This window comes from Floridaenema evergladense BLCC-F167, assembly GCF_041929205.2.
Taxonomy (GTDB): Bacteria; Cyanobacteriota; Cyanobacteriia; order Cyanobacteriales; family Aerosakkonemataceae; genus Floridanema; species Floridanema evergladense.
In genome coordinates this window covers 2030530-2056237 of the sequence record NZ_CM171625.1, presented here as the reverse complement: position 1 = coordinate 2056237, position 25708 = coordinate 2030530, and the positions used below count along the sequence as shown (strand labels likewise).

The 25708-nt window shown below is 39.0% G+C and carries 27 protein-coding genes and 2 pseudogenes; 20 read left to right on the top strand and 9 right to left on the bottom strand.

What is annotated here, in order from left to right; translation table 11 throughout:
• Positions 1-49 precede the first annotated feature (49 nt).
• Positions 50-280: pseudogene (locus tag ACE1CA_RS09910) on the top strand (hypothetical protein); the annotation flags it as partial.
• Between the two features lie 86 nt (positions 281-366).
• On the opposite strand, the gene ACE1CA_RS09905 reads toward ACE1CA_RS09910, so the two are convergent.
• Positions 367-720, bottom strand: coding sequence for a hypothetical protein (locus tag ACE1CA_RS09905; RefSeq protein ID WP_413276372.1), 354 nt, complete (start codon positions 718-720; stop codon positions 367-369).
• Between the two features lie 126 nt (positions 721-846).
• Complete coding sequence (locus ACE1CA_RS09900) at positions 847-2256, bottom strand: aminopeptidase P family protein (protein ID WP_413276371.1); 1410 nt, start codon at positions 2254-2256, stop codon at positions 847-849.
• A 128-nt stretch (positions 2257-2384) separates the two neighbouring features.
• Here ACE1CA_RS09900 and ACE1CA_RS09895 point away from each other — a divergent pair, with 128 nt between their 5' ends.
• The gene (locus tag ACE1CA_RS09895; protein WP_413276370.1) at positions 2385-2825 is read left to right on the top strand and encodes a DUF4332 domain-containing protein; all 441 of its coding nucleotides are present in this window, start codon (positions 2385-2387) and stop codon (positions 2823-2825) included.
• 217 nt (positions 2826-3042) lie between these two features.
• Positions 3043-4587 carry an RNA-directed DNA polymerase gene (locus tag ACE1CA_RS09890; RefSeq protein WP_413276369.1) on the top strand — a complete coding sequence of 515 codons (1545 nt, stop codon included), beginning with the start codon at positions 3043-3045 and terminating at the stop codon, positions 4585-4587.
• Positions 4588-4617: 30 nt separating this feature from the next.
• Here ACE1CA_RS09890 and ACE1CA_RS09885 read toward each other — a convergent pair.
• Together ACE1CA_RS09885 and ACE1CA_RS09880 are read right to left on the bottom strand one after the other, a co-directional pair.
• Positions 4618-4704: pseudogene (locus ACE1CA_RS09885) on the bottom strand (type II toxin-antitoxin system PemK/MazF family toxin); the annotation flags it as partial.
• Positions 4685-4870, bottom strand: a complete 186-nt coding sequence (locus ACE1CA_RS09880; protein WP_413276368.1) for a hypothetical protein — start codon at positions 4868-4870, stop codon at positions 4685-4687. The pseudogene ACE1CA_RS09885 and the gene ACE1CA_RS09880, both read right to left, overlap by 20 nt.
• A 171-nt stretch (positions 4871-5041) precedes the next feature.
• On the opposite strand from ACE1CA_RS09880, the gene ACE1CA_RS09875 reads away from it, so the two are divergent.
• The 10 genes from ACE1CA_RS09875 to ACE1CA_RS09830 all read left to right on the top strand — a co-directional run bounded on the left by ACE1CA_RS09875 (position 5042) and on the right by ACE1CA_RS09830 (position 12035).
• Positions 5042-6376 carry an adenylosuccinate synthase gene (locus ACE1CA_RS09875; RefSeq protein WP_413276367.1) on the top strand — a complete coding sequence of 445 codons (1335 nt, stop codon included), beginning with the start codon at positions 5042-5044 and terminating at the stop codon, positions 6374-6376.
• Positions 6377-6455: 79 nt separating this feature from the next.
• Positions 6456-7352, top strand: coding sequence for an AAA family ATPase (locus tag ACE1CA_RS09870; protein WP_413276366.1), 897 nt, complete (start codon positions 6456-6458; stop codon positions 7350-7352).
• On the top strand, positions 7345-7566 hold the full coding sequence (locus tag ACE1CA_RS09865; RefSeq protein ID WP_413276365.1) for a hypothetical protein: 222 nt from the start codon (positions 7345-7347) through the stop codon (positions 7564-7566). Before ACE1CA_RS09870 ends, ACE1CA_RS09865 begins: the two co-directional genes overlap by 8 nt.
• An 11-nt stretch (positions 7567-7577) precedes the next feature.
• On the top strand, positions 7578-7784 hold the full coding sequence (locus tag ACE1CA_RS09860) for a hypothetical protein (RefSeq protein ID WP_413276364.1): 207 nt from the start codon (positions 7578-7580) through the stop codon (positions 7782-7784).
• Positions 7785-7786: 2 nt separating this feature from the next.
• Positions 7787-8152, top strand: a complete 366-nt coding sequence (locus ACE1CA_RS09855) for a hypothetical protein (protein WP_413276363.1) — start codon at positions 7787-7789, stop codon at positions 8150-8152.
• Between the two features lie 48 nt (positions 8153-8200).
• Entirely contained in the window at positions 8201-8785 is a 585-nt protein-coding gene (locus ACE1CA_RS09850; protein ID WP_413276362.1) for a 50S ribosomal protein L25/general stress protein Ctc, read from the top strand.
• Positions 8786-9007: 222 nt separating this feature from the next.
• Positions 9008-10537 (top strand): bifunctional aminoglycoside phosphotransferase/ATP-binding protein, encoded by a 1530-nt coding sequence (locus tag ACE1CA_RS09845; RefSeq protein WP_413276361.1) that lies wholly within the window; start codon positions 9008-9010, stop codon positions 10535-10537.
• A gap of 170 nt (positions 10538-10707) precedes the next feature.
• Complete coding sequence (locus ACE1CA_RS09840) at positions 10708-10965, top strand: hypothetical protein (protein WP_486517735.1); 258 nt, start codon at positions 10708-10710, stop codon at positions 10963-10965.
• 13 nt (positions 10966-10978) lie between these two features.
• Entirely contained in the window at positions 10979-11767 is a 789-nt protein-coding gene (locus ACE1CA_RS09835) for a YdcF family protein (RefSeq protein ID WP_413276359.1), read from the top strand.
• A 40-nt stretch (positions 11768-11807) separates the two neighbouring features.
• Entirely contained in the window at positions 11808-12035 is a 228-nt protein-coding gene (locus ACE1CA_RS09830) for a hypothetical protein (RefSeq protein ID WP_413276358.1), read from the top strand.
• A gap of 41 nt (positions 12036-12076) precedes the next feature.
• Here the strand turns inward: ACE1CA_RS09830 and ACE1CA_RS09825 are convergent, their stop codons facing one another.
• A complete protein-coding gene (locus tag ACE1CA_RS09825) occupies positions 12077-12301 on the bottom strand; it encodes a ferredoxin-thioredoxin reductase variable chain (protein WP_413276459.1) in 225 nt (74 codons plus the stop codon).
• Between the two features lie 298 nt (positions 12302-12599).
• Positions 12600-13712, bottom strand: coding sequence for a sulfate ABC transporter substrate-binding protein (locus ACE1CA_RS09820; RefSeq protein WP_413276357.1), 1113 nt, complete (start codon positions 13710-13712; stop codon positions 12600-12602).
• A gap of 197 nt (positions 13713-13909) precedes the next feature.
• On the opposite strand from ACE1CA_RS09820, the gene ACE1CA_RS09815 reads away from it, so the two are divergent.
• The gene (locus ACE1CA_RS09815) at positions 13910-15319 is read left to right on the top strand and encodes a hypothetical protein (protein WP_413276356.1); all 1410 of its coding nucleotides are present in this window, start codon (positions 13910-13912) and stop codon (positions 15317-15319) included.
• 441 nt (positions 15320-15760) lie between these two features.
• Complete coding sequence (locus ACE1CA_RS09810; RefSeq protein ID WP_413276355.1) at positions 15761-17521, top strand: glycosyltransferase family 39 protein; 1761 nt, start codon at positions 15761-15763, stop codon at positions 17519-17521.
• A gap of 44 nt (positions 17522-17565) precedes the next feature.
• Here the strand turns inward: ACE1CA_RS09810 and rsmG are convergent, their stop codons facing one another.
• Together rsmG and ACE1CA_RS09800 are read right to left on the bottom strand one after the other, a co-directional pair.
• Positions 17566-18312 carry a 16S rRNA (guanine(527)-N(7))-methyltransferase RsmG gene (rsmG, locus tag ACE1CA_RS09805; RefSeq protein WP_413276354.1) on the bottom strand — a complete coding sequence of 249 codons (747 nt, stop codon included), beginning with the start codon at positions 18310-18312 and terminating at the stop codon, positions 17566-17568.
• Positions 18313-18315: 3 nt separating this feature from the next.
• Complete coding sequence (locus ACE1CA_RS09800; RefSeq protein ID WP_413276353.1) at positions 18316-19017, bottom strand: ABC transporter ATP-binding protein; 702 nt, start codon at positions 19015-19017, stop codon at positions 18316-18318.
• 234 nt (positions 19018-19251) lie between these two features.
• Between ACE1CA_RS09800 and ACE1CA_RS09795 the strand changes: the two genes are divergently transcribed.
• Genes ACE1CA_RS09795 through ACE1CA_RS09780 form a run of 4 tightly spaced genes read left to right on the top strand, consistent with a single transcriptional unit; the run spans position 19252 to position 21732 of the window.
• Positions 19252-20286, top strand: coding sequence for a Sll0314/Alr1548 family TPR repeat-containing protein (locus ACE1CA_RS09795; RefSeq protein ID WP_413276352.1), 1035 nt, complete (start codon positions 19252-19254; stop codon positions 20284-20286).
• Positions 20287-20300: 14 nt separating this feature from the next.
• Entirely contained in the window at positions 20301-20747 is a 447-nt protein-coding gene (locus tag ACE1CA_RS09790; RefSeq protein WP_413276351.1) for a DUF3531 family protein, read from the top strand.
• Positions 20748-20755: 8 nt separating this feature from the next.
• Positions 20756-21187: an NUDIX hydrolase gene (locus ACE1CA_RS09785; RefSeq protein WP_413276350.1), complete on the top strand. Its 432-nt coding sequence runs from the start codon at positions 20756-20758 to the stop codon at positions 21185-21187.
• 20 nt (positions 21188-21207) lie between these two features.
• Positions 21208-21732: a dual specificity protein phosphatase family protein gene (locus ACE1CA_RS09780; protein ID WP_413276349.1), complete on the top strand. Its 525-nt coding sequence runs from the start codon at positions 21208-21210 to the stop codon at positions 21730-21732.
• A 135-nt stretch (positions 21733-21867) separates the two neighbouring features.
• Here the strand turns inward: ACE1CA_RS09780 and ACE1CA_RS09775 are convergent, their stop codons facing one another.
• Positions 21868-22281: a response regulator gene (locus tag ACE1CA_RS09775; protein WP_413276348.1), complete on the bottom strand. Its 414-nt coding sequence runs from the start codon at positions 22279-22281 to the stop codon at positions 21868-21870.
• A gap of 481 nt (positions 22282-22762) precedes the next feature.
• Here ACE1CA_RS09775 and ACE1CA_RS09770 point away from each other — a divergent pair, with 481 nt between their 5' ends.
• Entirely contained in the window at positions 22763-25681 is a 2919-nt protein-coding gene (locus ACE1CA_RS09770) for a GAF domain-containing protein (RefSeq protein ID WP_413276347.1), read from the top strand.
• The last annotated feature ends 27 nt before the right edge of the window (positions 25682-25708 follow it).

Here is a 25708-nt window from a genome sequence, read left to right as displayed (position 1 = left end):
CGATCGATATCAACATTAAGATCCCTGGCTATCGCATTACTGAGCAATCGATCGCTTAGAAGTCCTCCAACTACTCTCTTCCCAAGCTGCTATCTCTTTAGAAAATGCTATTCTGTATAGCACTTTAGAACAAAAAGTAATAGAACGTACCCAAGAACTTTCTCAAGCTTTGGAAAACTTAAAAGTAACTCAGAAAAAGCTTGTACTTGTAGAATCCGAAAAAATGGCACCTTTAGGTAGCTTAGTAGTGGGAGTGGCACATGAAATTAATACACCAGTATAGCACTTCTCTAATGATTTCGCCTTTATTTTTGAGGTTTTTCCTGAACTAAAAACATGAATTAAAGTCGGGGATTTCGCTTAAGTTTAATTTTCTACTTTACGACTGCGACAAACTCCGATAATAATTTGATCTTGCTGACCAAAACTTATATTGATAATTTCTCCGATTTTTGTCACAATAGTAGCTTGTGTAGGAGAAACAGTAGTAAACAAACCACCTGTTTCATAAGCGCTTCTTTCTGCTTCCGCCCGCTGTCTGCCAATCAGTTGTTGCCAACCACCTAAACGCGGATTTTTATCGTTTTTCCTGGCAGTACAGGCTAACAATTCTTCTTGACTTTGTTCGTTATTGCTGGTTGATGGTTCTTTTTGAGCATAACTAGGAAGAACAGAGGTATTTAAGGTAATAGCAATGGTGATGATGAGGAGTTTTTTCATATTTAGCTTGTTGCTCTAAGTGAATTAAATAAACGATCGCAATCACTCTTAGCAACAATTTTAGATTTTCGATTTTAGATTTTTGATGAAACTCTGAAAATCCAAAATCCAAAATCTAAAATTGATTTAGCTATTAACAAGATGTTCGATCGCATCTGGATGAGTCGGCAATTCACCAGTAATTACCTCATAACCAGAATCCGTAACTAACACATCGTTTTCAATGCGAATTCCCCGCACATCAGAGAATTGCGCCAAGCGATCCCAATCCACAAACTCTTGGAAAGTTTCTCTGCGATCGGGATAATTCAAAAGGGAAGGAACTTGATAGAAACCTGGTTCAATACTTACCAACATTCCCGCTTGCAAAGGACGATCCAAACGGAGGAATTTTAAGCCAAAGCGATCGCTTCTCTTTCGCCCCAACTCATACCCCGCCAAATCGCCCAAATCCTCCATATCATGAACATCTAAACCAATTAAATGCCCAATTCCATGAGGGAAAAATGCCGCATGAACATCATTTTCTACCAACTCTTCCACATCACCTTTTAAGATGCCCAATTGTACCAACCCGTAAGTGAGAGTTTTCGCTGCCTGAAGATGAATATCCTTGTATTCCACTCCCGGCGCAACTTTAGCGATACAAGCATCATGGGCCGATCGTACCACCTCATAAATATCACGTTGCGTCGGGGAAAACTTACCAGAAACAGGCCAAGTGCGAGTCACATCAGAAGCCCACCCCAGCGCCGTTTCCGCACCCACATCCGCCAGCAACAAATCCCCCGGATTTATCGCCCGGTAATGCTGTTCGTTGTGCAGCACTTCCCCATGAACCGTGACAATGCTGTTGTAAGCACAAGTCATCTGCTGGGCTAAAATCACATTTTCCATCGCCGCCCGTACTTGGGCCTCAAACTTAGCGTGACGAGTCGCCGCCATTCCTGCGCGATGCGCCTGTACCGTACAAGCAGCAGCCTTGCGTAACTCAGCCAAAGCCCCAGCATCATGACAAAGGCGTAGTTGGACGATCGCATAAGCTAATTCCCAATCAATCCAACTTAAGGAACTTGCCGAAAACAGCCAACGACGCAGCATATTTGACTGTTGCTGTTGCAGGTAAACATCCTGAACCGGAATCGTAGCGCTACTGTATGCCCTCGACCACAATTCAGACATCGGGAAAGCAATATTTGCCCCAATCAGTTCCGCAACTTCTTCCCTGAGTAAGCTTTTCCCATGCCACAGTTCATCATCTAAACTGGGTTCATCCATGTACAATTCCAGCGTCCCTGGTGGTTCCATGCGAATCGCTACATTTTCCAGGGGTATGCCAGCAAAGTAAAGAAAATGACTGCTGGCGCGAAAAGGTAACTTATTTCCCGGAAAATTCCGAGAACTGCGAACCCCTGACCAGAGGACGACCGGAAACTTAATCATTTTAAAGAGTTTTTGCCGTCTTTTGCGGAGAGTATCAGCAAGAGAAACCCGGCTGCCATTAGTCTCCGCCAAAGAAGCTGTTTGTGTCAGCATAAAAGGAAAATTGTTAATTGACTCCGCTGGCCTTTCGATCGTGAGTTGCATTATCTGAACTAACCCTCCGGGAGCATATCTCTTTGTCAGAATAACAAAAGAGTTAAGTTTGAGAGTAGGACAAAAGAATGACTCCTCAACCCGATGCTGCCCAAAACAACATCAAGTTTAGTGATTGGTCAATTGTACAACTACCCGGATTAAGTGCCCAAGACTGCGCCCAACTCTCGGAATGTGGCATCAATACTACTGTGCAATTGTTGGTAAAAGCAAATACCTCAGAAAAGAAATTAGCCTTAGCCAATCAATTACAGAAACCCCTGCATCACATCCAAAAATGGGTAGCATTAGCAGATTTAGCCCGGATTCCCAGCGTCGGTTGCCAATACTGCGGCTTACTTTTACACGCTGGCATCGCCTCAGTCAACCAACTAGCCCAAAGTTCCGCCCACAAAGTACATCAACAAATCTTGAAATTACAAGTTTCCACCATGCAGCGTCGTGACCTTTGTCCCCCTGTTGAGGAAGTTTCTGGGTGGATTCAACAGGCGAAAACGATCGTTAGGTAGTTGGTAGTCTTTGAAAAAACCTCACATTATGATTTATCGAGTAATTCTTCATTACGCGATCGTTTTCTATTTTTAGCGTTGGGGTATTTATTTAGCTAAAATGCTTAGTTTAGTGTTACGGTGAACTTAGCGATCGGCTTAGTACGTAATACTAAGTACTACTTTTCACCAGAAGATATACTAAGACTATAAAAATAGCTAACCAAGGAATTGTATAGTGAAACTTGATGAACAATCGCTCAGATGGTCACTTAATCATTTGGTGAAGTATGGTGACACAGACTTGTTTCCAAAACTTATAGAATTTGATGTATTGCATGAAATAGAGAATGATACTGTTAATAAGCTAAAAGACATTGACTTAGGAAATTATCAATATGGAGCATCAAGAAGATTCATTGTTCCTAAAGATGAATTATCTTACAGAACAGCTACTCAGATAGATCCTTTAGATAATATTATCTTAACTGCCATACTTCATCAATACGGACACCAGATAGAAGCTCGCCGTGTTCCTATTGTTAATAACAAAGTTTTTGGTTATCGTTTTGCACCACAAGGAGACTGGAGCCTATATGAACCAAATGTTTCCTGGCTAGAATTTTGGCATAAATGTTACGAAAAATCATCGCTTTATAAATGTGCAGTTTATCTTGATATTGCAGATTTTTATAATCAAATTTATCATCATAATATTGAAAATCAATTGATCCAGTCTGGATTCCCAAACCAAATCAAAAAATGGATTATGGGTCTTCTAGAAAATGTAACTGCCAAAGTATCAAGAGGTATACCAGTAGGGCCACATTCAACCCACTTGTTAGGTGAAATGTCGCTTATTCCTGTGGATAATAGTCTTTCTATTAAGGAACTAGATTATTGTAGATATGTTGATGATATTGTTATTTTCTGCAACGATTATAAGCAAGCAAAGATAATTGTTTACCAAATGGCTGAGATACTTGATAAACAGCAAAGATTAATATTGCAAAAACAAAAAACAAAAATTTATCGTGAAATAGAAGAATTTAAAATTCATTGTCGAAGTATGCTTCAAGATAGACCAATCAATGATTTTGAAGAAGATATATTGACAGTTATTCGCTCTCTTTCAAGTCGAAATCCTTATTCTTTTATCAGCTTACAAGCACTTTCAATAGATGAAACTAAAGTATTTGAGCAAAGCCGCGTAGAAGCGATCTTGTCAGATTATCTTAAGGAGAAAGAGCCAAATTTTACACGCCTTAGATGGTTCCTCCGTCGTTTATCTCAGGTACGAGTTCCATCAGCAGTAGACTTTTGTATAAATAATATTGATGTATTGACTCCAAGTATTAGCGATATTTGCCATTACTTGGTATCAGTAAACCATAACTATACAGGAGATTGGAAAGTTTTAGGGAGCAAAGTTATTGATATTTTAAATAACGATCTCGTCAGATCTAATGAATATTTCCAAGTAGCACTACTAAGTTTATTTAGTCGTAACTCTTTGCTAAACAATACTGGAAGCTTAATATCCACTTATCATTCATCACCTCCAAATCTAAGAAGAGAAATTTTGTTGAGTGCTTATACTCTAGAGATGGGAGACTGGATCAGAGAGTTGAAGGAGAATTACCAAGGGCTAGACACTTGGAATAAACGAGCATTCATTATTGCGACTAAGTTGCTCCCTGTTGAAGAAAGAAAGTTTTTTCTAGATTACATTAAAGATGGTAGTATTCTAAATGAATTGTTAATAAAATGGGCTAAAATTTAGAGTCAAGAGTGGTGAATACTCCTAAATATGATCGAAGCGGGATACGATCACAACAGGGCGTTGCTTTGCTACAAGCCCTAAATTAACCAGCCACACTTCACCAGGTTTCGGATTCATCAATTAAATCTAACACTTCTTGTTCTACAATTTTCGATCGCACTAAATCCAACCCACCTTCATCAGCTAATTCAATAACCTCCTTAATGTATAGCCGCACTTGCTGGGCAATATCAGGTTGCCATTGACGCAGTTTCATATCAAGTTCTTGAGTTAAAGCATCCATTACAAACTTTTTTTTGAAAATATGATTTTAGCTTTTTTGGTAATATTTTCGATACTATTTATTAGCTTACCCTCTATCTAAACTGTGCTGTTCGATTATTAACCTTGACAACAGTCCCCATTTCTGGTAATAATAAAAGTTTGTGGAAACTTTAGCAATTTTAATAAACCTTTGGCTAACGTTATTGTAATTGGAGCCCAATGGGGCGATGAAGGAAAGGGCAAAATAACAGATTTACTAAGTAAATCAGCAGATGTAGTAGTACGTTATCAAGGGGGTGTCAACGCTGGACACACCGTTGTAGTTCAGGGACAAACCTTTAAGCTGCATCTGATTCCTTCTGGCATATTGTATCCAGAAACTCAGTGCATTATCGGTTCTGGCACAGTCATCGACCCTAAAGTGTTGATTGGAGAGTTGGATCAGTTAAAAGAACTGAACGTCTCCACCGAAAATTTAATGATCTCTCAGACGGCGCACGTCACGATGCCTTATCATCGCATGATTGACAAAGCATCGGAAGAACGGCGCGGAGAACACAAAATTGGTACTACAGGTCGGGGTATTGGCCCTACTTACGCCGATAAATCCGAGCGAACTGGTATCCGTATTTTAGACTTGATGGAGCCAAAAGCACTGCGGAAACAGTTGGATTGGACAATTACTTACAAAAACGTCATTCTGGAAAAACTATACAATTTGCCGCCTCTTGACCCGGAAGCGGTAATAGAAGAGTATTTAGGCTATGCGGAGCGTTTGCGACCTCATGTAGTCGATTGCTCTTTAAAAATTTACGATGCGGTACAGCGGAAGCGCAATATCCTATTTGAAGGGGCGCAAGGGACGCTTTTAGATTTGGATCACGGTACTTATCCTTACGTTACCTCTTCTAATCCGGTGGCTGGTGGGGCTTGTGTGGGGGCGGGTGTTGGGCCAACGATGATCGATCGCGTCATCGGCGTAGCCAAAGCTTACACCACCAGAGTCGGTGAAGGGCCATTTCCCACCGAATTAGGCGGTACACTAGGAGAGTTGCTGTGCGATCGCGGTGCGGAATTCGGCACAACTACAGGACGAAAACGCCGTTGTGGTTGGTTTGATGCTGTGATTGGTCGCTATGCGGTGCGGATCAATGGCATTGACTGTCTGGCTATTACCAAACTCGACGTTCTCGACGAACTCGACGAAATTAAAGTTTGTGTTGCTTACGAAATTGACGGTCAACGCTGCGAGGATTTTCCTAGCAGTTCCCGTCTGTTTGCCAATTGTCGCCCAATCTATAAAACTTTACCAGGTTGGAAAAAGTCAACGGCAAACTGTCGCACCCTAGAAGACTTACCACTTCAAGCATTGGACTATCTGAAATTCTTGGCTGAATTGATGAAAGTGCCAATTGCGATCGTCTCTTTAGGCGCAAGTCGCGACCAAACTATCATCGTGGAAGATCCCATTCACGGCCCAAAAAGAGGATTATTGCATCCTGACGGCAGACCTGTGAACGCCTGAAGTGTTAATGATGCTCTTAAAATAAGAGTAGAGGATGGTGTCAACGAGTAAAAAGGCTTAGTTTCTTGGGTAATTAACCATGAGCATTATCATTCAAGGCTCAAGCGGTCTATTGCAAATAACACACGCTGAAATTAAGCGCAGAATAGCTCATCAAAAGCTTTTTGGGTTAGAAGAATTGCAGAAATATCTTTTTCGTTTCTGTAAAACTGTATTAACTGCTGATGGAGCTACAATAGAGGGTTTCAGCCTTTACGATCTGGCACCATCCGTTCTACTCTACGGGCCACCAAATACAGGTAAAACTAGTCTTTGCTACTTACTTTTCGATCAAATAAAGCGAGAGGTTACTAATGAAATCAATTTTTATACAGTTGATGTAGGCAGAATGCTAGACCCGGCTTTAGGACAATCTTCACGTAATTTGGAACAGATATTTCAAGATTTAAAAAATATTTGTTCTGATGATGAATCATCTGTATTTTTGTTATTGGATGAACTCGATGCGTTTTGTATGAGTCGTAGTCGCGCCCAAGAGCATGACGGTGTGCGACGAGCAATGACTACACTGATGCTAGAGCTTGACAAACTTCATCCATCTACAACTAATCATCTATTAGTTTTTGGTATTACTAATGTTCCTGAGCTTGTAGATACAGCGGTTGTTCGTAGATTTTCTTTAAAGCATTTTGTTGATGCTAAATTGTCTTGGAATGAATTTAAATTTTATTTAGAATACCTCAATCAACCTCTAAAATACAATCCTCAAGAAGAAGAATTAAATAAGTTATACGAGATTTATAAAGCTCGTGAACTTACCACTGGAGACATTAAAGGTTTTTATAAAGTTTTGATGGTAGATGTGGTTTGTAATGATAATGTTTCGGTAAAAAATAGGCTGATAAACCTTTTTGAAGAAGGATTTTCAACCCGCGCTCACCTCTCACAAACTTATAAGGAGTACTTGAATGACTAAAGATTGGGAAACTGATGAAGACAGAATGATGTACAAGTTGAAGGTACATAAAAAAATGATAGGCTGGGTCATTGACAAGTTAAAAGAAGAAGGCATACTCGCTAAAAGAACTACGGGAAATGATTCCAGTGGTGATATACTAATAATTAATGAAAAGGATGCACCACGAGTTCAAGCAATAATTAAACAAATTCAAATAAAATATAACTCTTAAATATTAAGGATATGGCTTATATTGAAATCAAAACAAAAAAGAATATCTATCCTGGTGAAGCAAAAAAACTTATTGCCAAAGGTAGTGTTATTGGCGTTTTAACTACGGGCAAAATATCTCCAGACGCTAAAAAGCTATTTGATGAAGCAAACATAGCTTGGGCTGAGAATATACCAGAGAAAGAGTTTATGGAGTCTGAGGCTCAGGAGGAGGGTTAATAATGTTGGACATCAGCTTTTATGAAAAGAATGGAGAAGAACCTTACAGTGTAGAAGTTTCCGAAGAAATTTTTAAGTGGTTAGCCAAATCAGAATTTTCCACAATAGGAGAAACTGTTGCCAAGAAAATGGTGATAGAGGGAGAGGAGGTAGAGCTAAAACTCGTTGATTTAGATAAAGTTAATCGCCAAAAGTTAAAAGATTTTTTCCAAAATGCTATAGTTGATGAAGAAAAAAAAAAGCATCATGAACTTGGCGATTCTCCCTCAAAGCAAGAAGAGCAAACTTTGACTTACCGTCTGGAAAAACTTCAAGAGTTGCGGAAGTGTGTGGAAAACGAAAAATATCAGTATCTTCAGCGAGAATGATCCTGAAGATTTGATACTATTTGAATACTAAGGAACCAAAATCGGAAAATGGAACTCACAGTTGAATGTCAAAAGCGAACCGCAGAATCTAAACCTAATACTCTGCGTCGCAACGGTTTAATTCCCGCCGTTTTATACGGTCACAATGGTACAGAATCACTTGCTTTGACCCTGAACGCCAAAGCTGCTGAAACATTAGTCAAAAAAGCTTCTCTGAATAACACGCTGATTAATGTGAACATCCCTGATGCGTCTTGGAGTGGCAAAACTCTGTTGCGGGAAGTCCAAACTCATCCCGCAAAAGGATTCATCTATCACCTGAGCTTTTTTGCTGTAGCGTCACAAAAGAGTTTAGAAGTAGAAGTACCTCTGCATTTTTTGGGTGAAGCAGTTGGTGTAAAAGTAAATGGTGGAATGTTAGATCTTGTAATGACAGCAGTGACAGTACAATGTCCTCCTGAGAGCATTCCTGATGCCATTGAAATTGATGTTTCTACTTTAGATGTGGGAAATGCGCTGCATATCCGCGAAATACCTTTACCCGCAGGCGTTAAAGTAGTTGGAGATCCTGACCAAGTAGTTGTTAGCGTTCTGCGTGCTCAAGGCGGAACAGAAGAAGCATCCGCTGAGTAAATTCGGCACAACTAAAGGTATGATTTGTTTACTAGACCAGGGTTCTATTCCCTGGTTTTTTTCTGTTTGTGACAGCGTAGGGTGCGTCAGACATAAAAACTTTAAATGAACAGAGGGTTTAGCTTTTCTGACGCACCTTATAAAGTTGTAAATATGAATGAATGGTGCGTTACGTTATCACGCTTCGCACAAAGTTTTTGAGTTGTAATTTGTAGGTAAAAAATGACTGAAACTAATCTGTCTCCGGTAATTCAAGAAATGTTAAAGTCTGGATTTTATCCTCATCCAGTACAGGAACCAATTAAGTTAATTCAAACTCATGTTTCTTATGTTTTATTGACGGGAGACTATGCTTATAAAGTGAAAAAAGCTGTTAATTTTGGATTCTTGAATTACTCAACTTTGGAGTTACGAGAGCATTTTTGCCGTCAAGAATTGGCAATGAATAAACGTGGTGCGGCGGAAATTTATCTGGAGGTTTTGCCGATCGCTCAAAAAGAGCAAAACTTTGAATTGGGCGGAAGTGGTGAAGCGGTTGAATATACTTTGAAAATGTGCCAGTTTCCTCAAGATAATCTCTTGATTAACTTGTTTCATCAGGGGAAACTAACGGAAGAAATGGTGGAAGATTTGGGGAGATTGGTGGCACAATTTCATAGTAAATGTCCAACAAATGAATATATTCTTTCTTTTGGAGAAGTTGCTAAAGTTCGTCAGGCTTTTGATGAAAATTACGAACAAACAGCAAAATATATTGGAATAGCACAAACTCAAGAGCAATTTGATGGTACTAAAGAGTTTACAGATAATTTCTTTGCTACTAAACAAGAGCTTTTAACTAATAGAATTAAAAATCGTTGGATTCGGGAATGTCACGGAGATTTACATTTAGGAAATATTTGTTTGTGGCATGACAAAATTCTCTTGTTTGATTGCATTGAATTTAATGAACCGTTCCGATTTGTTGATGTAATGTATGATGTCGCTTTTGGGGTAATGAATTTTTTAGTGGGAAATCGTCCTGATTTGGCTAATGTTTATTTAAATACTTACTTGGAAGAAAGTGGTGATTGGGAAGGTTTACAAGTTTTGCCTTTGTATGTGAGTCGTCAAGCTTATGTTCGGGGGAAAATTACTTCTTTTCTGTTAGACGATCCGGGTGTTCCTGTGGCTGATAAAGAGCAAGCTAAAGTTACTGCTAGTCAGTATTATAAAATGGCTTTGGATTGTACTAAACTGGGGCAGGGAAGTTTAGTTATGATGTCGGGTGTTTCGGGTTCTGGGAAGAGTACAGTTGCGAAAAAAGTTGCTCGACTAAGTAATGCTATTCATATTCGTTCTGATGCGGTAAGAAAACATTTGGCTGGTGTACCTTTGTCGGAAAGAGGAGGGGATGAATTATATAGTCCTGAAATGACGGAAAGAACTTATGATAGATTGTTGGAGTTGGGAATTTTGCTGGCTTCGGCGGGTTATGGGGTGATTTTGGATGCTAAATACGATCGCCAATCCCTCAGAAAACCTGTAATCGCCGCAGCACAAAAACATCACTTACCTTTACAGATTTTACACTGCTCTGCACCGGAGGAAATTTTGCGCGATCGTCTTAACTCCCGCACGGGCGATGTCTCTGATGCTACTGCTAACTTATTAACCAGTCAATTGGCTAGTGCGGAGAGTTTCACAGAAGAAGAAAAAGTTTTTGTGAAAACTTTGGATACTACCCAGGATTTGGCAGCACAATTAAACTAGAGAAATACTTAAAGGGGAAAGGTAAGTTTTAGCTTTTCCCTTTACTTGGGAAATTTTTTTAGTAACCCCAGAGGCGCAAAGGACACAGGGAGAAGAAAGGGAGGAGTTCGATACTAGATAAGATTCCTAAATCTGCACTTAAGATTTCTCTGTTTTTCTTGGTAGCTTTCTTGTTACTGGGAAAACCTTTAATTTGGAGTTTGGCTTTAGCAATTATCGCTGGAATAGCTATAGGTTGGATAATTACAGGATGGGAAAGCAAAGAGTTACCTAACGAACAAAATATTTCTTCTGATTTAGCTGAACTTAAGCGAGATAAAGAGGAAAAGAAAACTAAGAAACGACCAATAAAAAGGTATCGTCGTCAACCTAAAGAAAGCTGGTTTTTCTGGAAAAATCCTCGTCGTCGTCGTAAAAAACGTCGTTAAATTTAAGGTGAAAATGTTTTTATTTCTCTCTAAGTTACTGCCAGTTTTTATTTACCCTTTGGGACTAAGTTGCCTGTTGCTGATTGTAGCTTTCATTATGATTTGGTGGCGATCAAAATGGTCGGCAGGGTTAACTTCTCTAGCGTTGATTATTTTATTTTTCTTCAGTAATGCTTGGGTTTCTGGCGCTTTGATTAGGTCTTTGGAATGGCAAAATATTCCCCAAGGTGAGTTACCAAAAGCAGCAGCTATTGTGGTTTTGGGAGGTGCGGTTATGCCAAAAGTACCCCCCCGTCCTTGGGTGGAAGTTAGCGATGAGGGCGATCGCATCCTCTATGGCGCTAAATTATATCGGGATGGCAAAGCGCCAAAACTGATCTTGAGTGGGGGACGCATTGATTGGAAAAATACAGGCGCTCCTGAGTCTAAAGATATGGCAGAATTGGCTCAATCTATGGGAGTTCCCAAGACAGCAATTCTTGAAGATCCAACTTCTTTAAATACCTATGAAAATGCTGTTAATGTCCGCAAAATTCTCGATTCCCAAGGCATAGAACGGCGGGTTTTGTTGGTGACTTCCGCACTTCATACGCCGCGATCGCTTGCCATTTTTAAACGTCAAGGCATAAATGCCATCCCTGCTCCCACCGATTTTATTACTATAGAAATAGACTCGGAAGAAACTACCTGGCAAAACGTAATACTAAATCTTCTCCCTGATGTAGGAAGATTAGCTTATAGTACTCGTGCTTTAAAAGAGTATATCGGGATTATAATCTACCGACTGCGAGGCTGGTTGTAGCAATTTTAAATTTTAGATTGGAATTTACCCCCTAACCTTTATGTCAGAAGAATTAAGACTTATTATTCCTACTCCGCCACCACCAGCAGACGAAGTGTTTGCTATTCAGCAGGTGAGCGGAGAGTTTTACCGGGAAGTACAATATCGCCAAGAGTTTGAGCGCTACTGTCAATGGTATTACATGACAGCGGAGCGCCACCGACAAGAGTTAGAGCAAATGCGAGGTGAACTATCGATTTTTAGTTGGTTCCTCAGAGGTCGGCGCTAGTGCTAAAAGGCAGAAGGCTCAATGATTTCTGCTCCACTGCGCTATTCTACTAGTTCAACCTCATTTTCGCGGAAATGAGCTTTGAATTTTTTGTCAAATTTGACCTGTATAGGAAGGTTAGCACTCACAGGTCTACCTTGCCACTCATGTATGATCGCGACAATTTCTCCTTCTAAACCCTTGATATCAAAGGCTTCACCCTTATGTTGGGGATGATGGTAAACAATGACTGACTGCTTCACTCGAATGCGATCGCCAATTTTCATAAACTCCTGTGTTTCCTTTTGAGGTACCTTCACCATGACTTTTAGTTAATTAAGCAATCACAGGGTAGCAATGAACCCGATGACAGCTTGAATAAATAACGACTTTGTTAATCTTTGCATAGAAGCGGCATCAGATCGTTCCAGTCTAAATACTCATTGTCATGGTGATACAGGAGTTTAACGCTTACATTATAGTTGTTTACCAAATCAATAATTTTAGTTGGTAGTTATTTTAAGATTGCGGCTGGTACCTGGGTAGTAGGAATGCCACTACCTACTACCAAAAACTTACTTTAGATTATCTCTTTCCGATCGTAGCTTGAATTTGATCGAACAAAGCGCCATCAGCGAAAAACTGAGTTTGGGTGCCATTCCAACCTCCCAGTTGACTAACTGTAAATAAGTTGCCAATTCTAGGGAATTTGCTACTAAATTGTGCGGCTACGTTTGTATTAACTGGTCGAAAACCTACTTGTGCAAAATCTGTTTGAGCTTCGGGAGTAAAAAGGTATTTGACAAACGCTTCTACTACCTTACGATTTTTGTGTTTGTCTACATTTTTATCAACTACAGCTACAGGGTTGTCGATCGAAATGTTGACTTGAGGAATAATGTAAGGTTCGGTTTCACCTTGTTGTTTTGCCAAGAGAATTTCATTTTCATAGTTCAACAACACATCCCCTTGTCCCTGCTTATAAAAAACGTCTGACGCTTCCCGGGCATCTCTGGGCAAAACGGGTACATTCTTATAAACTTGGGTGACAAAGTTACGTGCTGCTTGTTCGTTTCCCCCTGTTTTCACTACTGAACCCCACAAAGCTAGGAAGTTCCAACGCGCTACACCAGAAGTTTTGGGATTAGCAGTAATTACACTCACACCATTTTTGGCTAAATCTTGCCAACCTTTGATGCCTTTAGGATTGCCTGGTTTAGTTACTAATGCTACTACCGATCGGCTGACGATCGAATTATTCGGTAATTCACCTTCCCATCCTGGTTGAATCAAACCTGCTTTTTGAATGCGATCGGTATCTAACGCCAAGGCTAAGTGTACAACATCAGCCTCCAAACCATCAATCACCGCACGAGTTTGCGAACCTGAACCGCCGTAGCTTTGTGTAAAGGTGACATTCTGACCTGTTTCCTTTTTCCACTTGGCGACAAATTTGGGAATGATGCGATCGTATGCAGATTTGGTCACTGCAAAGGAAACTAAGGTAATTTGTGCATTTCCCGATTGTTGACTAACTGCTGGGTGAGACTGCAATACCCAACCTAAACTCAAACCGAAAGCTAACAACAAAGTCAGAATACGGACAAAAGGCAATTGGAACCAACGTCTTAACTTTGTTTGAGTCCCTAATTTACTAAAGCGCCGCCGTACCAACTCTAAAAGACGACTATATCCCATCTATCTAACTCCCTTCTATATAAACTACGGTAAACAAGTAGGAATACAGTATTAAGTAGCATACATAAGAGAATTACACAAAAGTCTCTGTAAAACAAGCAGTAAATTGTCTGAATTCTGCTAAGGTTATTTAGGAAAAGCAAAAAGCAGGTTGAGAGTGCGATACTCTTTAGGTTGGGGATTTTTTAAACTGGGCTATGACTTCTACTCTCACTCTCAAACAATCTCCGCGTCGTTTCCTTTGGTTGCAACGCATTCTTGCCATTGTTGCCTTAGTGAATTTACTTTTGGTTTTTTTCGATCTCAGTTATATTTCTTGGCGTGACTTTTACTTCCATCACTTTCCCGAAGTTACTCAATTTTATGACCCAGTAAAGGGAATTGAACCGCATAGAGATACGCAGAATTACCTTAAAGAAGTAGATCGATTAGAAGCATTGGTAGCAGCGGAAGGTTTGCAGTCGCCGGAAGTGGAAACAACTTTAGCTGAGTTACGGTTGTTGAGTAATCAAGCAATTGAAGATAATCCTTTTGCGATCGCGAATAAAAGTGGTTCTTTGGAGAAGATTAAGAACTTGATGCGCGATCGATTAGCTAAAAATTCTGCTCATCAAGCTTTTAATAGTTTTTGGAGTTCGGCATATTTCTCCCAAGTTGGATGGACATCAGAAATTAACTTTTTTAATTCCTCAATTCGTCCTCTAATTGAAACTAATTATTATCGACATATTGATACTAATAGTAAATTTGTCGATCGATTCTGGAAAATTGACTTACCCTTTATCATTTTATTTGCTTTCGATTACTTAGTACGGATTTTTTCTATTAGCCGTCGCGAACCTAACCTCTCTTGGTTGGAAGCCATGCTCAGGCGTTGGTACGATCTTTTCTTACTTTTACCTTTTTGGCGATGGTTAAGGGTAATTCCCGTATTAGTTCGCCTCAATCAATCAGAATTAGTCAATTTAAAACCTTTTAGGAGACAAATAAACCGAGATTTTATTGCTAATTTTGCTCAAGAAATGACGGAAGTTGTCGGAGTAAGAATGATTGATGGAATGCAAAATTCTATTAACCAAGGTACTGTGGCAAACTGGATGTTTAACTCAGAAAGCCGCCGTCCTTATATTGATATTAATAATACTAATGAAGTGAGAGCGATCGCATCCCGCTTAATTTATGTCAGCGTCTATGACGTACTTCCCCAAGTTCAAACCGATGTCGAAGCCTTACTACAATACATCATTAAAAGCGCCCTAAACCAATCCCCCGTTTACCAACAACTACAAAACATTCCCGGAGTCAATAAATTCCCCAATCAACTAGCAGAAAACATAGCCAAAGACCTCTCCCAAACAAGTTATAAAGTACTCAAAGCCGCCATTGAAGACCCCGAAGTAGCCAAACTCGTCTCCCAGCTATTTACCAACTTTGAAAAAGCTCTAGAAGAAGAATTACAGAAAAAGCATAATCTCCAAGAAATTGAAAAATTACTAATAGATATGCTCGAAGAAATAAAAATCAACTACATTAAAGACATTGAAATAGAAGGCGTAGAAAAAAGCCTAGAAGAGTCTTCTCAGTTGCGCCAAATTTTACAACAGTAATCATTTCATCGATCCGCAGATAGATTCTAACTTTCTTAGCAGAAGCACATTAGTTGTTAGATAAATAATAAGTTAAACGGCTTCCTTAAGAATAAGCGTTTTAAAAATAATAAATTTACCGATCGAGATATTGGTCAACCTTGTTGCACCGTCTTCACTCTTATCCTAAACGATAAATTGCCCTAGTAGCTATTATTTATACCCAAATTTACTCTATAAAAGAGAGCTTACGTATAACTAACTTCGTTCCAGCCTTGATTTAAGTCTTGTTTAAACTTGATTATTCAAATTATAAGGGTTTTTGTAACTTTTGTTACAGTGCTATTTGTTACCAGTAATAATTTTTGTGATTACAAATATTTAGCTATAAATCCGATTTTTGCGGTATAAAAATGTAGTAATTGTTGAATTCATCTACTTTTCTACAAAAGTGAAATGCCAATGGTCAGATCAACCAATACTTTGCCAACAAAGACTATTAAGAAGCCACAAGCGACTTCTTTTAGTCAAAGAAAACAACCGATCGTAAAGTTGATATGTTGGCTGATAGCTATATTACTGGGTGCCGTTCAAGCGTGGGCAAATCGTTTCACTGTTTTCTCAGAAGACAGCATTTCCTATATTGATGTAGCAGATGCCTACTTGCGTGGTGATTGGCAAGCAGCTATCAATGGTAATTGGAGTCCCCTTTATTCTTGGATACTTGGGTTATTTTTCTTCATTTTCAAACCATCCTCTTATTGGGAGTTTCCCACTGTTAAGCTTGCCAATTTTCTAATTTATTTGTTTTCCTTGGCTTGTTTTGAATTTCTGTTATCTACAGTAATCTCTGGCTATAAAGCTAAATCATTGTCCAAATCTTCTCAAGAAACTTTTCTGATTCCTGAATGGGTATGGTTAATTTGGGGATATACTCTATTCATTTGGTCTTCTTTAAGGTGGATTGGTGTAGAATGTGATACGCCAGATATGTTTACAGCCGGAGTTGTTTACTTGGCTGCGGCGATCGTTCTACGGATACACACCAAATCAAGTTCTTGGCGTAATTTCGTCATTTTAGGGGTAGTTCTTGGGATTGGTTATTTATCTAAATCAGTAATGTTTCCCCTAGCTTTTGTCTTTCTTACTATCGCCTTATTTTCTGTGGGAAAGATGCGCCAAGCCATACCTAAAACTTTAGTCGCCCTATTGATTTTCGCCTTAATAACGACTCCTTTTATCAGTGCAATTTCCTTACAAAAAGGTCGCCTGACAATTGGTGAAGCCGGAAAGCTAAGTTACGCTTGGTACATTAGTCCAAAGGCAAAAGATCATTATTGGCGAGGAGATCCACCTAATAGCGGTATACCCAAAAATCCCCCCAGAAAAATCTTTAATAATCCTTCTGTTTATGAGTTTGATAATCACTTAAATGTGACTTACCCAATTTGGTACGATCCTTCATATTGGAATGATGGATTACAACCGAAATTCGACATTTTAAAACAAATAAAAGTTGTTTTTTCTAATCTCAAACATTACTACAACCTGTTTTTAGCTGTTTTGGTGTTTGGATATTTAATCCTCGCTTGTATTGGTGGTTCAATTTCTAGGTCTAGGAAAGATTTAGTAGCAAATTGGAGATTGTTTACTCCCGCAATAGCAGGACTAATGATTTACATGGTAGTAACGGATTTGCCACATCTTAAACCTTTAGATACTCGCTACCTTGCTCCATTCATAGTGCTTTTATTTACTGCTACTTTGTCGAGTATACATCTTCCCAATTCTCAGGAAGTGAAAAGATTGCTAATTGGGATGACTCTGGGAATTTTTATCGTATTTGGTGGCAAGTTTTCCAATCAACTACTAGAAGATTTCAATCATGTTCTCCATCAACCTCAGCATATTTATTGGGAAATTGCTGAAGGTTTAAAAGATTTGGGAATTCAACCGGGCGATAAAGTAGCACATCTAGGATACAAGAAATATTACTGGGCAAGATTAGCCAAGGTGGAAATTGTGGCGGAAATTCCCAAAGCAGAATATTTTTGGCAACAGGATGAAGCTACTCGCGATCGGATTTTCCAAGCTTTACAAAAAACCGGAGCAAAAGCTGTAATCTTAAAAAAAGGAACAAAGCCACCAAACTCTGAATCTGTAACTAATTGGCAAGAATTGAAGAAAACTCAAACTTTTGCTTACCTTTTACCTAATCAGTAAGCAACCTAAATAAAGGGAAAGTTTTTGGTTGGTAGCTGTAATTTTTAAAGCGGTTTTTGTGTTGTGATACCTGTCGGACGTGGAAATTTTGCTGGTGTGGGCGACATTTTTCGCAAATGCAAACAATGACGAATGCTGTTACTAATTGGGGTGGTAAAAGGATCGATTAGTTCGATCGTACCTCCCAAACTCAATAAAGTCGATCGCACATCCGTCGCTTCTTCCTCCGTCCAATTACCACGATAAAGAATTGCCAATCCCCCAACTTTCAAAAATGGCAAAGCATATTCCGCACAAACTAAAGCCGATCCAACTGCACGAATTACAGCAATATCATAAACTTCTCTATATTGAGATTGCTTGCCCAATTCTTCCGCCCGACCCGTTAAAGTTTTAGCATTGTGAATTTCCATTTTTAAGATTAGATTTTCTAAAAAAGTCAATTTCTTCTGAGTAGAATCGAGCAAAGTTACCCGCCAATAAGGTTGAGTAATCGCAATAGGTATTCCCGGAAAACCCGCACCAGTGCCAATATCAATTACTTTAAACTTAGGAATCGGTGTCTTACCCAAAAATTGGGAAATTCCTCGCAAAGAATCCCAAAGATGTTTTTCCCAAAAATCAGTCGGTTCAGTAATTCGCGTTAAATTTAGTTGGCGATTTCCTTGAAGAATTAACTGATAAAGTAATTGAAATTGGCTTAATTCTTGACTGCTAGGTTGCCAATTTAATGTTTTCTGCCAGAGTTCCAACATCTCTGGTAGTTGTGGTGTTTCTATTGAGTTAGTCATTGCTTACTTAACGGTAATTGTTCCGCCTTGTTCCTCGGTACTCCTGCTTTTGGAGTCTCCCGTTCTCAGTGTAGCTGGGTCAACGGGGATTAATTCGCCGTGATTTAATGTCCAGCAGCGATCGGCTATTGTTAACAAATCTCCCGCATCGTGAGTAACAACAAATAAACTTAAATGTTTCTTTAATTTTTCTAACAAATTCACCAATTGACGACGCATCGACCAATCTAACCCAGCTGTCGGTTCATCCAACAATAATAAATGTGGCTGACGAATTAATTGCACTGCTAACGCCAAGCGTCGCTGTTGTCCCCCACTTAAAGAATTTGGGGAAGTACCTAATGATAAATGTGCTAATCCTACTTCTGTCAGTGCTTCCTGAACTCGCTGGGAACCTAATTCTGGATGTCCCAAGCGCAATTCTTCCAAAATAGTACTGCCACAGAAATAGCGTTCGGGAAACTGAAAGACTAATCCAGCCAATTGTTGCAAATGTTCAGGTGTCAATTCCTGATCTCGCCATAATACTCTGCCAGATGTGGTTTCACTTAATCCAGCTAACACTTCTAATAAGGTACTTTTGCCGGAACCACTAGGCCCGATTACTAACCCCATTTGCTGTGGTGCTAATTCCAAGTTAATGGATTTTAAAATCGGTGCTGGGGTAGCTGCGGGATGATAACTAAGTTCTCGAAGATAGAGCATTCAGTAAAAAATATGAACCATTCTGTCATCATTGTGGCATAAGGGGGACTGGGGCAGTTTTGAGTTTTGAGTTTTGAATTTTGAGTTAGGAAGAGTTGGAGAGTTTTAAGTTTTAAATTCTTCTCTGCCCCGAAAGCTCCTCTGCTCACTCGTAGGAACAGTATGATCTAACTTAGCGTCTTGGGTTTGGCATTATCAGAATTATGGTTTAGAGCAAATGAGGTGATGAGAGAGATGTTTTCTACTCCTAAGAAAATTTTTGCTGTGGGCGGGTTATCATCTTGGAAGGGTCGATCGCTCATCGGTTCGTTGACGATCGCTCTCAGTTTATCGGTAAACTTGGCTTTGGCAGGAGACCCTTTCCGCGCCACTAACCCTAAACCGATTGGGGAAAAAACTGAAAAAGCTTTTAATGCCGTGTTTCGTGATGGAAATTACAAAGCAGCAACAGAAATTTATTTGCCGGAAGCAGAAGCGCAAGAACCTAATGAACCTCTGATTTATGCGATGAAAGCTTCTATGGTTTACACTGATTGGCAAGGTGATAAGAAAAATCAGACTTTGTTGGATTCTTTTAAATCTTACGCTGCTAAAACCCGTGAAACTGCGGAGAAACTTAAGGCTACTGACCCCTTACGCGGAAACCTCTACCTAGCTGTTGGTCATGGGTTGGATGCAGCTGCGGTAGTTACGGAGAAGGGAACGCTCAGCGGCGCGACGGAAGCTTTAGGTAAATTACAGGAGGTTTACCGCAATTTAGATGAGGCGGAAAAGATTGCACCGGAGGATAAAGAGTTTAATTTGCTCAAAGGTTGGTTAGATTTACTGATTTCGGTAAATTTACCTTTTTCTAATCCTGAATTGGCAATTCAACGTTTGGAAAAAGCGGCTCCTAGTTATTTAGCTTATCGGGGAATTGCTGTGGGTCGTCGGGATTTAAAACAATATCAGCAAGCACAGGAATATGTCGATCGCGCTTTGCAGGAAACTCCCAACAATCCAGAGTTAAACTATTTAAAGGCACAGATTTTAGTTGATGCCAAGAAAGACAAAGAGGCGCAAAAGTATTTTCAGTCAGCTTTGGCTAATTCGGAACAATTACCTAAAGAAATGGTGGCGCAAATTGTCCGGGAACAATGCAAGAGTCAAAATACGATCGATGGTCGCACCGAACAAAACAAACGTAATTGCAGCGCCATCCGAAATCAAGTCAGAGCCATGACAGGAAAATGGGGGCCAAGTTTGAGTCAATTACCAAAGTTAGATTAGTTGAGATTAAAGCAATGAAAATAGAATTTAGAGAGTTCGATCCTTTTGATTTATGGATTTGGTTAGAGTTTCCTACTGTTCCTAGTCCCAAGGAAAAACAATACATTGAAGAAGTTTTTGATTCCTGGTTTTTGTTGGGAAAATTGGGCGGTTTTAATGCAGAAAATTTGCAAGTTCAAGATACTGGGATAGATATCGGTTATATGGATTATGACCAAAGTGTAGCTGATGAAAGTTTTATGGCTTTGATGCACAATATGAGTGAGGTGGAATATCAGGGAACTTGGGGGCGTTGCTGGTTTGATTTGGGAACTAGTGATGCGATCGCTCTTGATATTTTGCTCAATGCTCTGCAACAATTGAGTAAGGAGTATGTCACGATTGAAACTTTATTTATTGGAGGCGAAAACAAAGATTGGCCTGTCACCAGACAACGGGAAGCTAGTGTTTACGACAACTAACTAAACTTATGCTCAAAGAGGGTGAAATTCGGGTTCTAGCTTTAGGGATAATTTGCGATTCTCGCGATCGGGTTTTTCTGTCTCAAGGCTTTGACCCTGACAAAAAAGAAAACTTCTATCGCGCTATGGGTGGTGGGGTGGAATTCGGCGAAACCAGCGAAGCAGCCTTAAAACGTGAATTTTATGAAGAAATTCAAGCAGAATTAACCAATATCAAATATTTAGGCTGCTTGGAAAGCATTTTTACTTTCAATGGTAAGCAGGGTCATGAAATTTTATTCATCTATGAATGCGATTTTGTTGACCATAAGTTTTATCAATTAGAAAGTATTAATTTTAATGAGAAAAAACGCCAAAAAACTGCTCTTTGGGTAGAAATTAAAAAGTTTAAGTTAGGGGAATTAAAGCTGGTTCCCGAAGAATTTTTAACTTTTTTATAAAAGGAATTTTAGGATAATCAATGATTAATCAATTCAAAAAGTTATTAGGAATTGAATCCCAATCTACTACTGATAATACAACTACTAAAACTAACCCGGTTTCTGTAGATTGGGTGATTCCACGCAAACTAGCAATTGGGAGATTACCTCAAGCAGGTGACGGAGAAAAATTGAGCAAAGCTAATATTAAAACGGTACTTTCCCTTTGTAGCGAACAAGAGGGAGTTTTACCAGAGGAAATTACCCAGAATTTCCAATGTTTTCGGGTGGTTTTGCCCGATCGACATTACACCACAGAAATGACAGCAGAACAACTAGCCGAAGCTGTAGATATTGTTCACCAAAATATCCAGAATAATAGCCCCATTTTCGTCCATTGTTTAGCCGGAATTGAACGTTCCCCAACAGTTTGTATTGCCTATTTATGTAAGTACCATAAAATGGAACTTTGGGAAGCAGCTAACTGGCTAAAACAAGTGCATTCTAGCTCGCTTCCTAATGATTCAGGATTACGCGCTGTTCGGGAATTACTTCAGCAAAAATAGTAGTACCAAGAAATATCTTACCCTTGCCAAAATACAAACTTAACCTGAATAAATTTTGCATTTGATGGAGTATTTAAAAATTTTCCTATTTATCCTAATTTAAGGCAGCTTAATTTGGCTAACTAAATAATCAGATTAAGCTTCTCCTGGTACTTCTGCTGCTACATTTTCATTAATGAACTTTTCCACTAATTGTTGTAATTGATGAGCATCAAATGGTTTAGTTAAATATTCCGTAGCACCTGCTAAACGTCCTTGCACCTTATCAAAAAGCTTGTCTCTTGCCGTTAACATAATTATTGGTAAATCGCGGAATTGCGGCAAATTACGTACTGTTCGGCAAAATTCTAATCCATCGATTCCAGGCATTGAGACATCTAGTAATAATACGGAGATTTTCTCATGGTAAATCAGTGCTAAAGCGTCAACTGCATTACTAGCTACTATTACCCGATAATCTCGCCCCAAAGCTCTTTTAATCATCTCTTGCATGACGACGCTATCATCCACCGTTAGCACTGTGGAAATCTTACCTAAATTTGAAGACATAACCTCTATCTCCCGTCTTCGAGTTGATGGTTATAGCACAACTTTAACTCGTTTCCCAAGCAAACCTTAGTATTATTTATCTACAATTGTAGTTGATTATTTAATATGATTACACTAAACATAAATTATAAAAAGATAAAATATGAAATTTTGTAAAATCACCTAAAGAAAGATTAAATTTAATTTAAAAGTAATAGCAAGATTTATTACAATAAATTTAAGACCACGATATGGTGTTACGGGAATTCTTGACGGGCATGATAATAAATAGATTTAGTTAATTTATGCAAAGGACAAACGTTAAAATTGGTAGTTTAGCTAAAGTTTTACTCCTAAAAAGCTTTGGAGAACCTTATCTAAAATAAATATAAAAAATTTAGTAAGCGGACGATCGAGGTAAGAAAAATAAAAACTCTTTAACATGGATTAGCATACTGAACTATAGATAGGTTAATTTTATACATTAAATGGAGTAGAAAAGATGAAAGCATTGTCAGGGAGTCAGACAGCACTGAAGTATCATTTAACCCTGAACCACTGTGAAACTGACAATAACTCTGAGGCTAATTTTGATGACCTGACTAGTTTAGCAGCTGACATCTGCCAAACTCCAATTGCTGTAATTTGGTTACTCAAAGGTAAAAAATTGTTACTTAAATCAACATTTGGTTTGAGTACGAATGAAGCAGAACAATGTGAAGAGTTTTGTACTTTTACTACCTGTCAAACTGACTTACTAGTGATTTCAGATACCTTGGTCGATCGCAGGTTTGCCAGGGAACGAGCAGTACAGCTAAGTCCCCAAATTAGATTTTATGCTGCGGTTCCCTTAGTGACAACTCAAGGCATAATTTTGGGTACTTTATGTGTAATGGATTATGTACCGCGAGAAATTTCTAGGCAAGTTTATCGCGCATTTCAAGCTTTAGGTCGTCAGGTTGTGAGTATACTTGAGTTACGTAATCAATTATGCGTCCAAGGTAATCAATTAATAAAGGTTAAGTCCATGCCATCACAAGCACCTTGGGATGTACTAAAAATATTTGAAAGCATTACTGATGCTATTATTGCTCTCGATCGCCAGTGGCAAATTACCTATTTAAACTCTAGAGCCGAGCAGATTTTTCTTTACTCTAAAGAAGAGTTATTGGGGAAAATTTTTTGGCGCGAAATTCCTGGGTTAGAAGATTCAAATTTATTGACAGAATGCCAGAGAGTTGTAGCGCAAAAGACAACGGCTCATTTTGAAGAGTTTTACTTACCGCTAGGTATTTGGTTAGAGGTGAGAGTTTGTCCTTATGAGGATGGGTTAATAATTTATTTACGGGATGTGACAGCGAGGAAACAAGCAGAGGCGATGTTAATGGAACGATCGCGCCTCTCTATTTTTAGTGCCCAAATTGGTATTAGTTTAGGGCAAGGTGGTAATTTACTCGACATTCTCAACCGTTGTACGCAAATAATGGTAGACCATCTGGATGCTGCCAGTGCTTGCATTTGGACAGTCAACCCAGGAGCAGAAAATTTGCAATTGCAAGCGGTTGCTTTTGCGGCAAACTGTGCTTTTTCTCAGTCGAATAAACAATGTTTTACTGAAGAAAGGGAAGAACTACAAGCTTGTAATTGGCTACATCCTGATACTTCAATTATTGATTGTATTACTCAAACTCATCAACCTTACTTGAATAATAAAATTCAAACTAAAGACCCTTTGGGTGTGAGATTATGGCTGCAAAAAATGGGGACTTGTAGCTGTTCTTTGCTGAAAGCTTTTGCTGCTTATCCTTTAATTGTGGAGGATCGTTTAGTAGGTGTGATGGCGTTTTCTAATCGCCAAACTATCAGCGAAGAAACAAATACTATGTTGGAGTGGATGGCTAATGCGATCGCTATAGCGATCGACCGCACTTGGGCGCGATCGGAATTACTTTCCCGCCGAGAAAGTTTGCTGTTTAGATTAGCAAGTCAAATTCGGAAATCCTTAGATTTGGATACAATTTTGGGAATTGCGGTGCATGAAATTCGCAGTTTATTGCAAATCGATCGCTGTCATTTTTTATGGTGTTGGCCTCACCCAGAAAAACCAAGTTTAACTGTCACTCATGAGGCTTGTCATCCTGATTTACCTAGTTCTTTGGGTGATTATCCTAGTGAAAAAATTACGAGTTTAGCGAAAAAGATTTTGAATTTAGAAGCAATTCGCATTGACAATATTAATAAAGAAACTAATTTAGACGAGCAAACCCGATCGCTGTTAAATAGTTTTGGTATTACTTCCCAATTATTAATTCCTTTACAAACCCATTCTGGTCAATTAGGTGCAGTGGTATGTAGCCATTGTAGTGGTGCTCGACCTTGGAGTAATAGCGAAGTTGAATTGCTCAAAGCTGTGGTGGATCAGTTAGCGATCGCGATCGATCAAGCCGAACTTTTCGCCCAAACTCGCGCCGCTGCTTTTGCCGCCCAAAGTCAAGCCCAACAACTGAGTCATGCTCTACAAAATCTCAAACAAACAGAAGCCCAATTAGTACATACAGAAAAAATGTCCAGCTTAGGGCAAATGGTAGCAGGTATTGCCCATGAAATTAACAATCCCGTTAACTTTATTTATGGCAATTTAGACCACGCCAATGGTTATATTGCCGACCTTTTAGGATTGTTACGTTTATATCAGCAATATTATCCAAATCCTGTACCGGAAATTACCGAAGAAGCGGAAAATATTGATTTGGAATTTCTAAAAGAAGACTTACCAAAATTATTAGCTTCCATGCAGGTTGGTACAGAACGAATTCGGCAAATCGTCCTATCTTTAAGAAACTTTTCTCGTTTAGATGAAGCAGAAAAGAAACCTGTAAATATTCATGAGGGAATTGATAATACTCTGCTAATTTTACAAAGCCGTTTAAAAGGTGGACAAGGTAAACCAGAAATCCAAGTAATTAAAGAATATGGCGAATTACCTTTAATAGAATGTTACGCTGGACAACTTAATCAAGTGTTCATGAACATTATTAGTAATGCGATCGATGCCTTAGAAAATGTTCCAGAAACAAGAAAAATTACGATCCGCACTTCAGTAGTTAAAAACCATTCTGAAAGTCAGTTGTTAGCAGAGGAAAATGCTTTATCAGATGGTAATTACTTACCAGAAGTTAATAATTTTCACCTAGTAGTAGTGAGTATTAGTGATAACGGCCTGGGAATGAGCGAAGAAGTGAGAAAACGTTTGTTTGACCCATTTTTTACTACTAAACCTGTAGGGAAAGGTACTGGATTAGGGTTATCAATTAGCTATCAGATTGTAGCGGAAAAACATGGTGGTCAATTAAGATGCAATTCTGCACCTGGGAAAGGAGCAGAATTTGTATTAGAAATTCCAGTTTTTATTGGTGAATAGGGAATAGGTAGCGGGTAGATTCTTAAT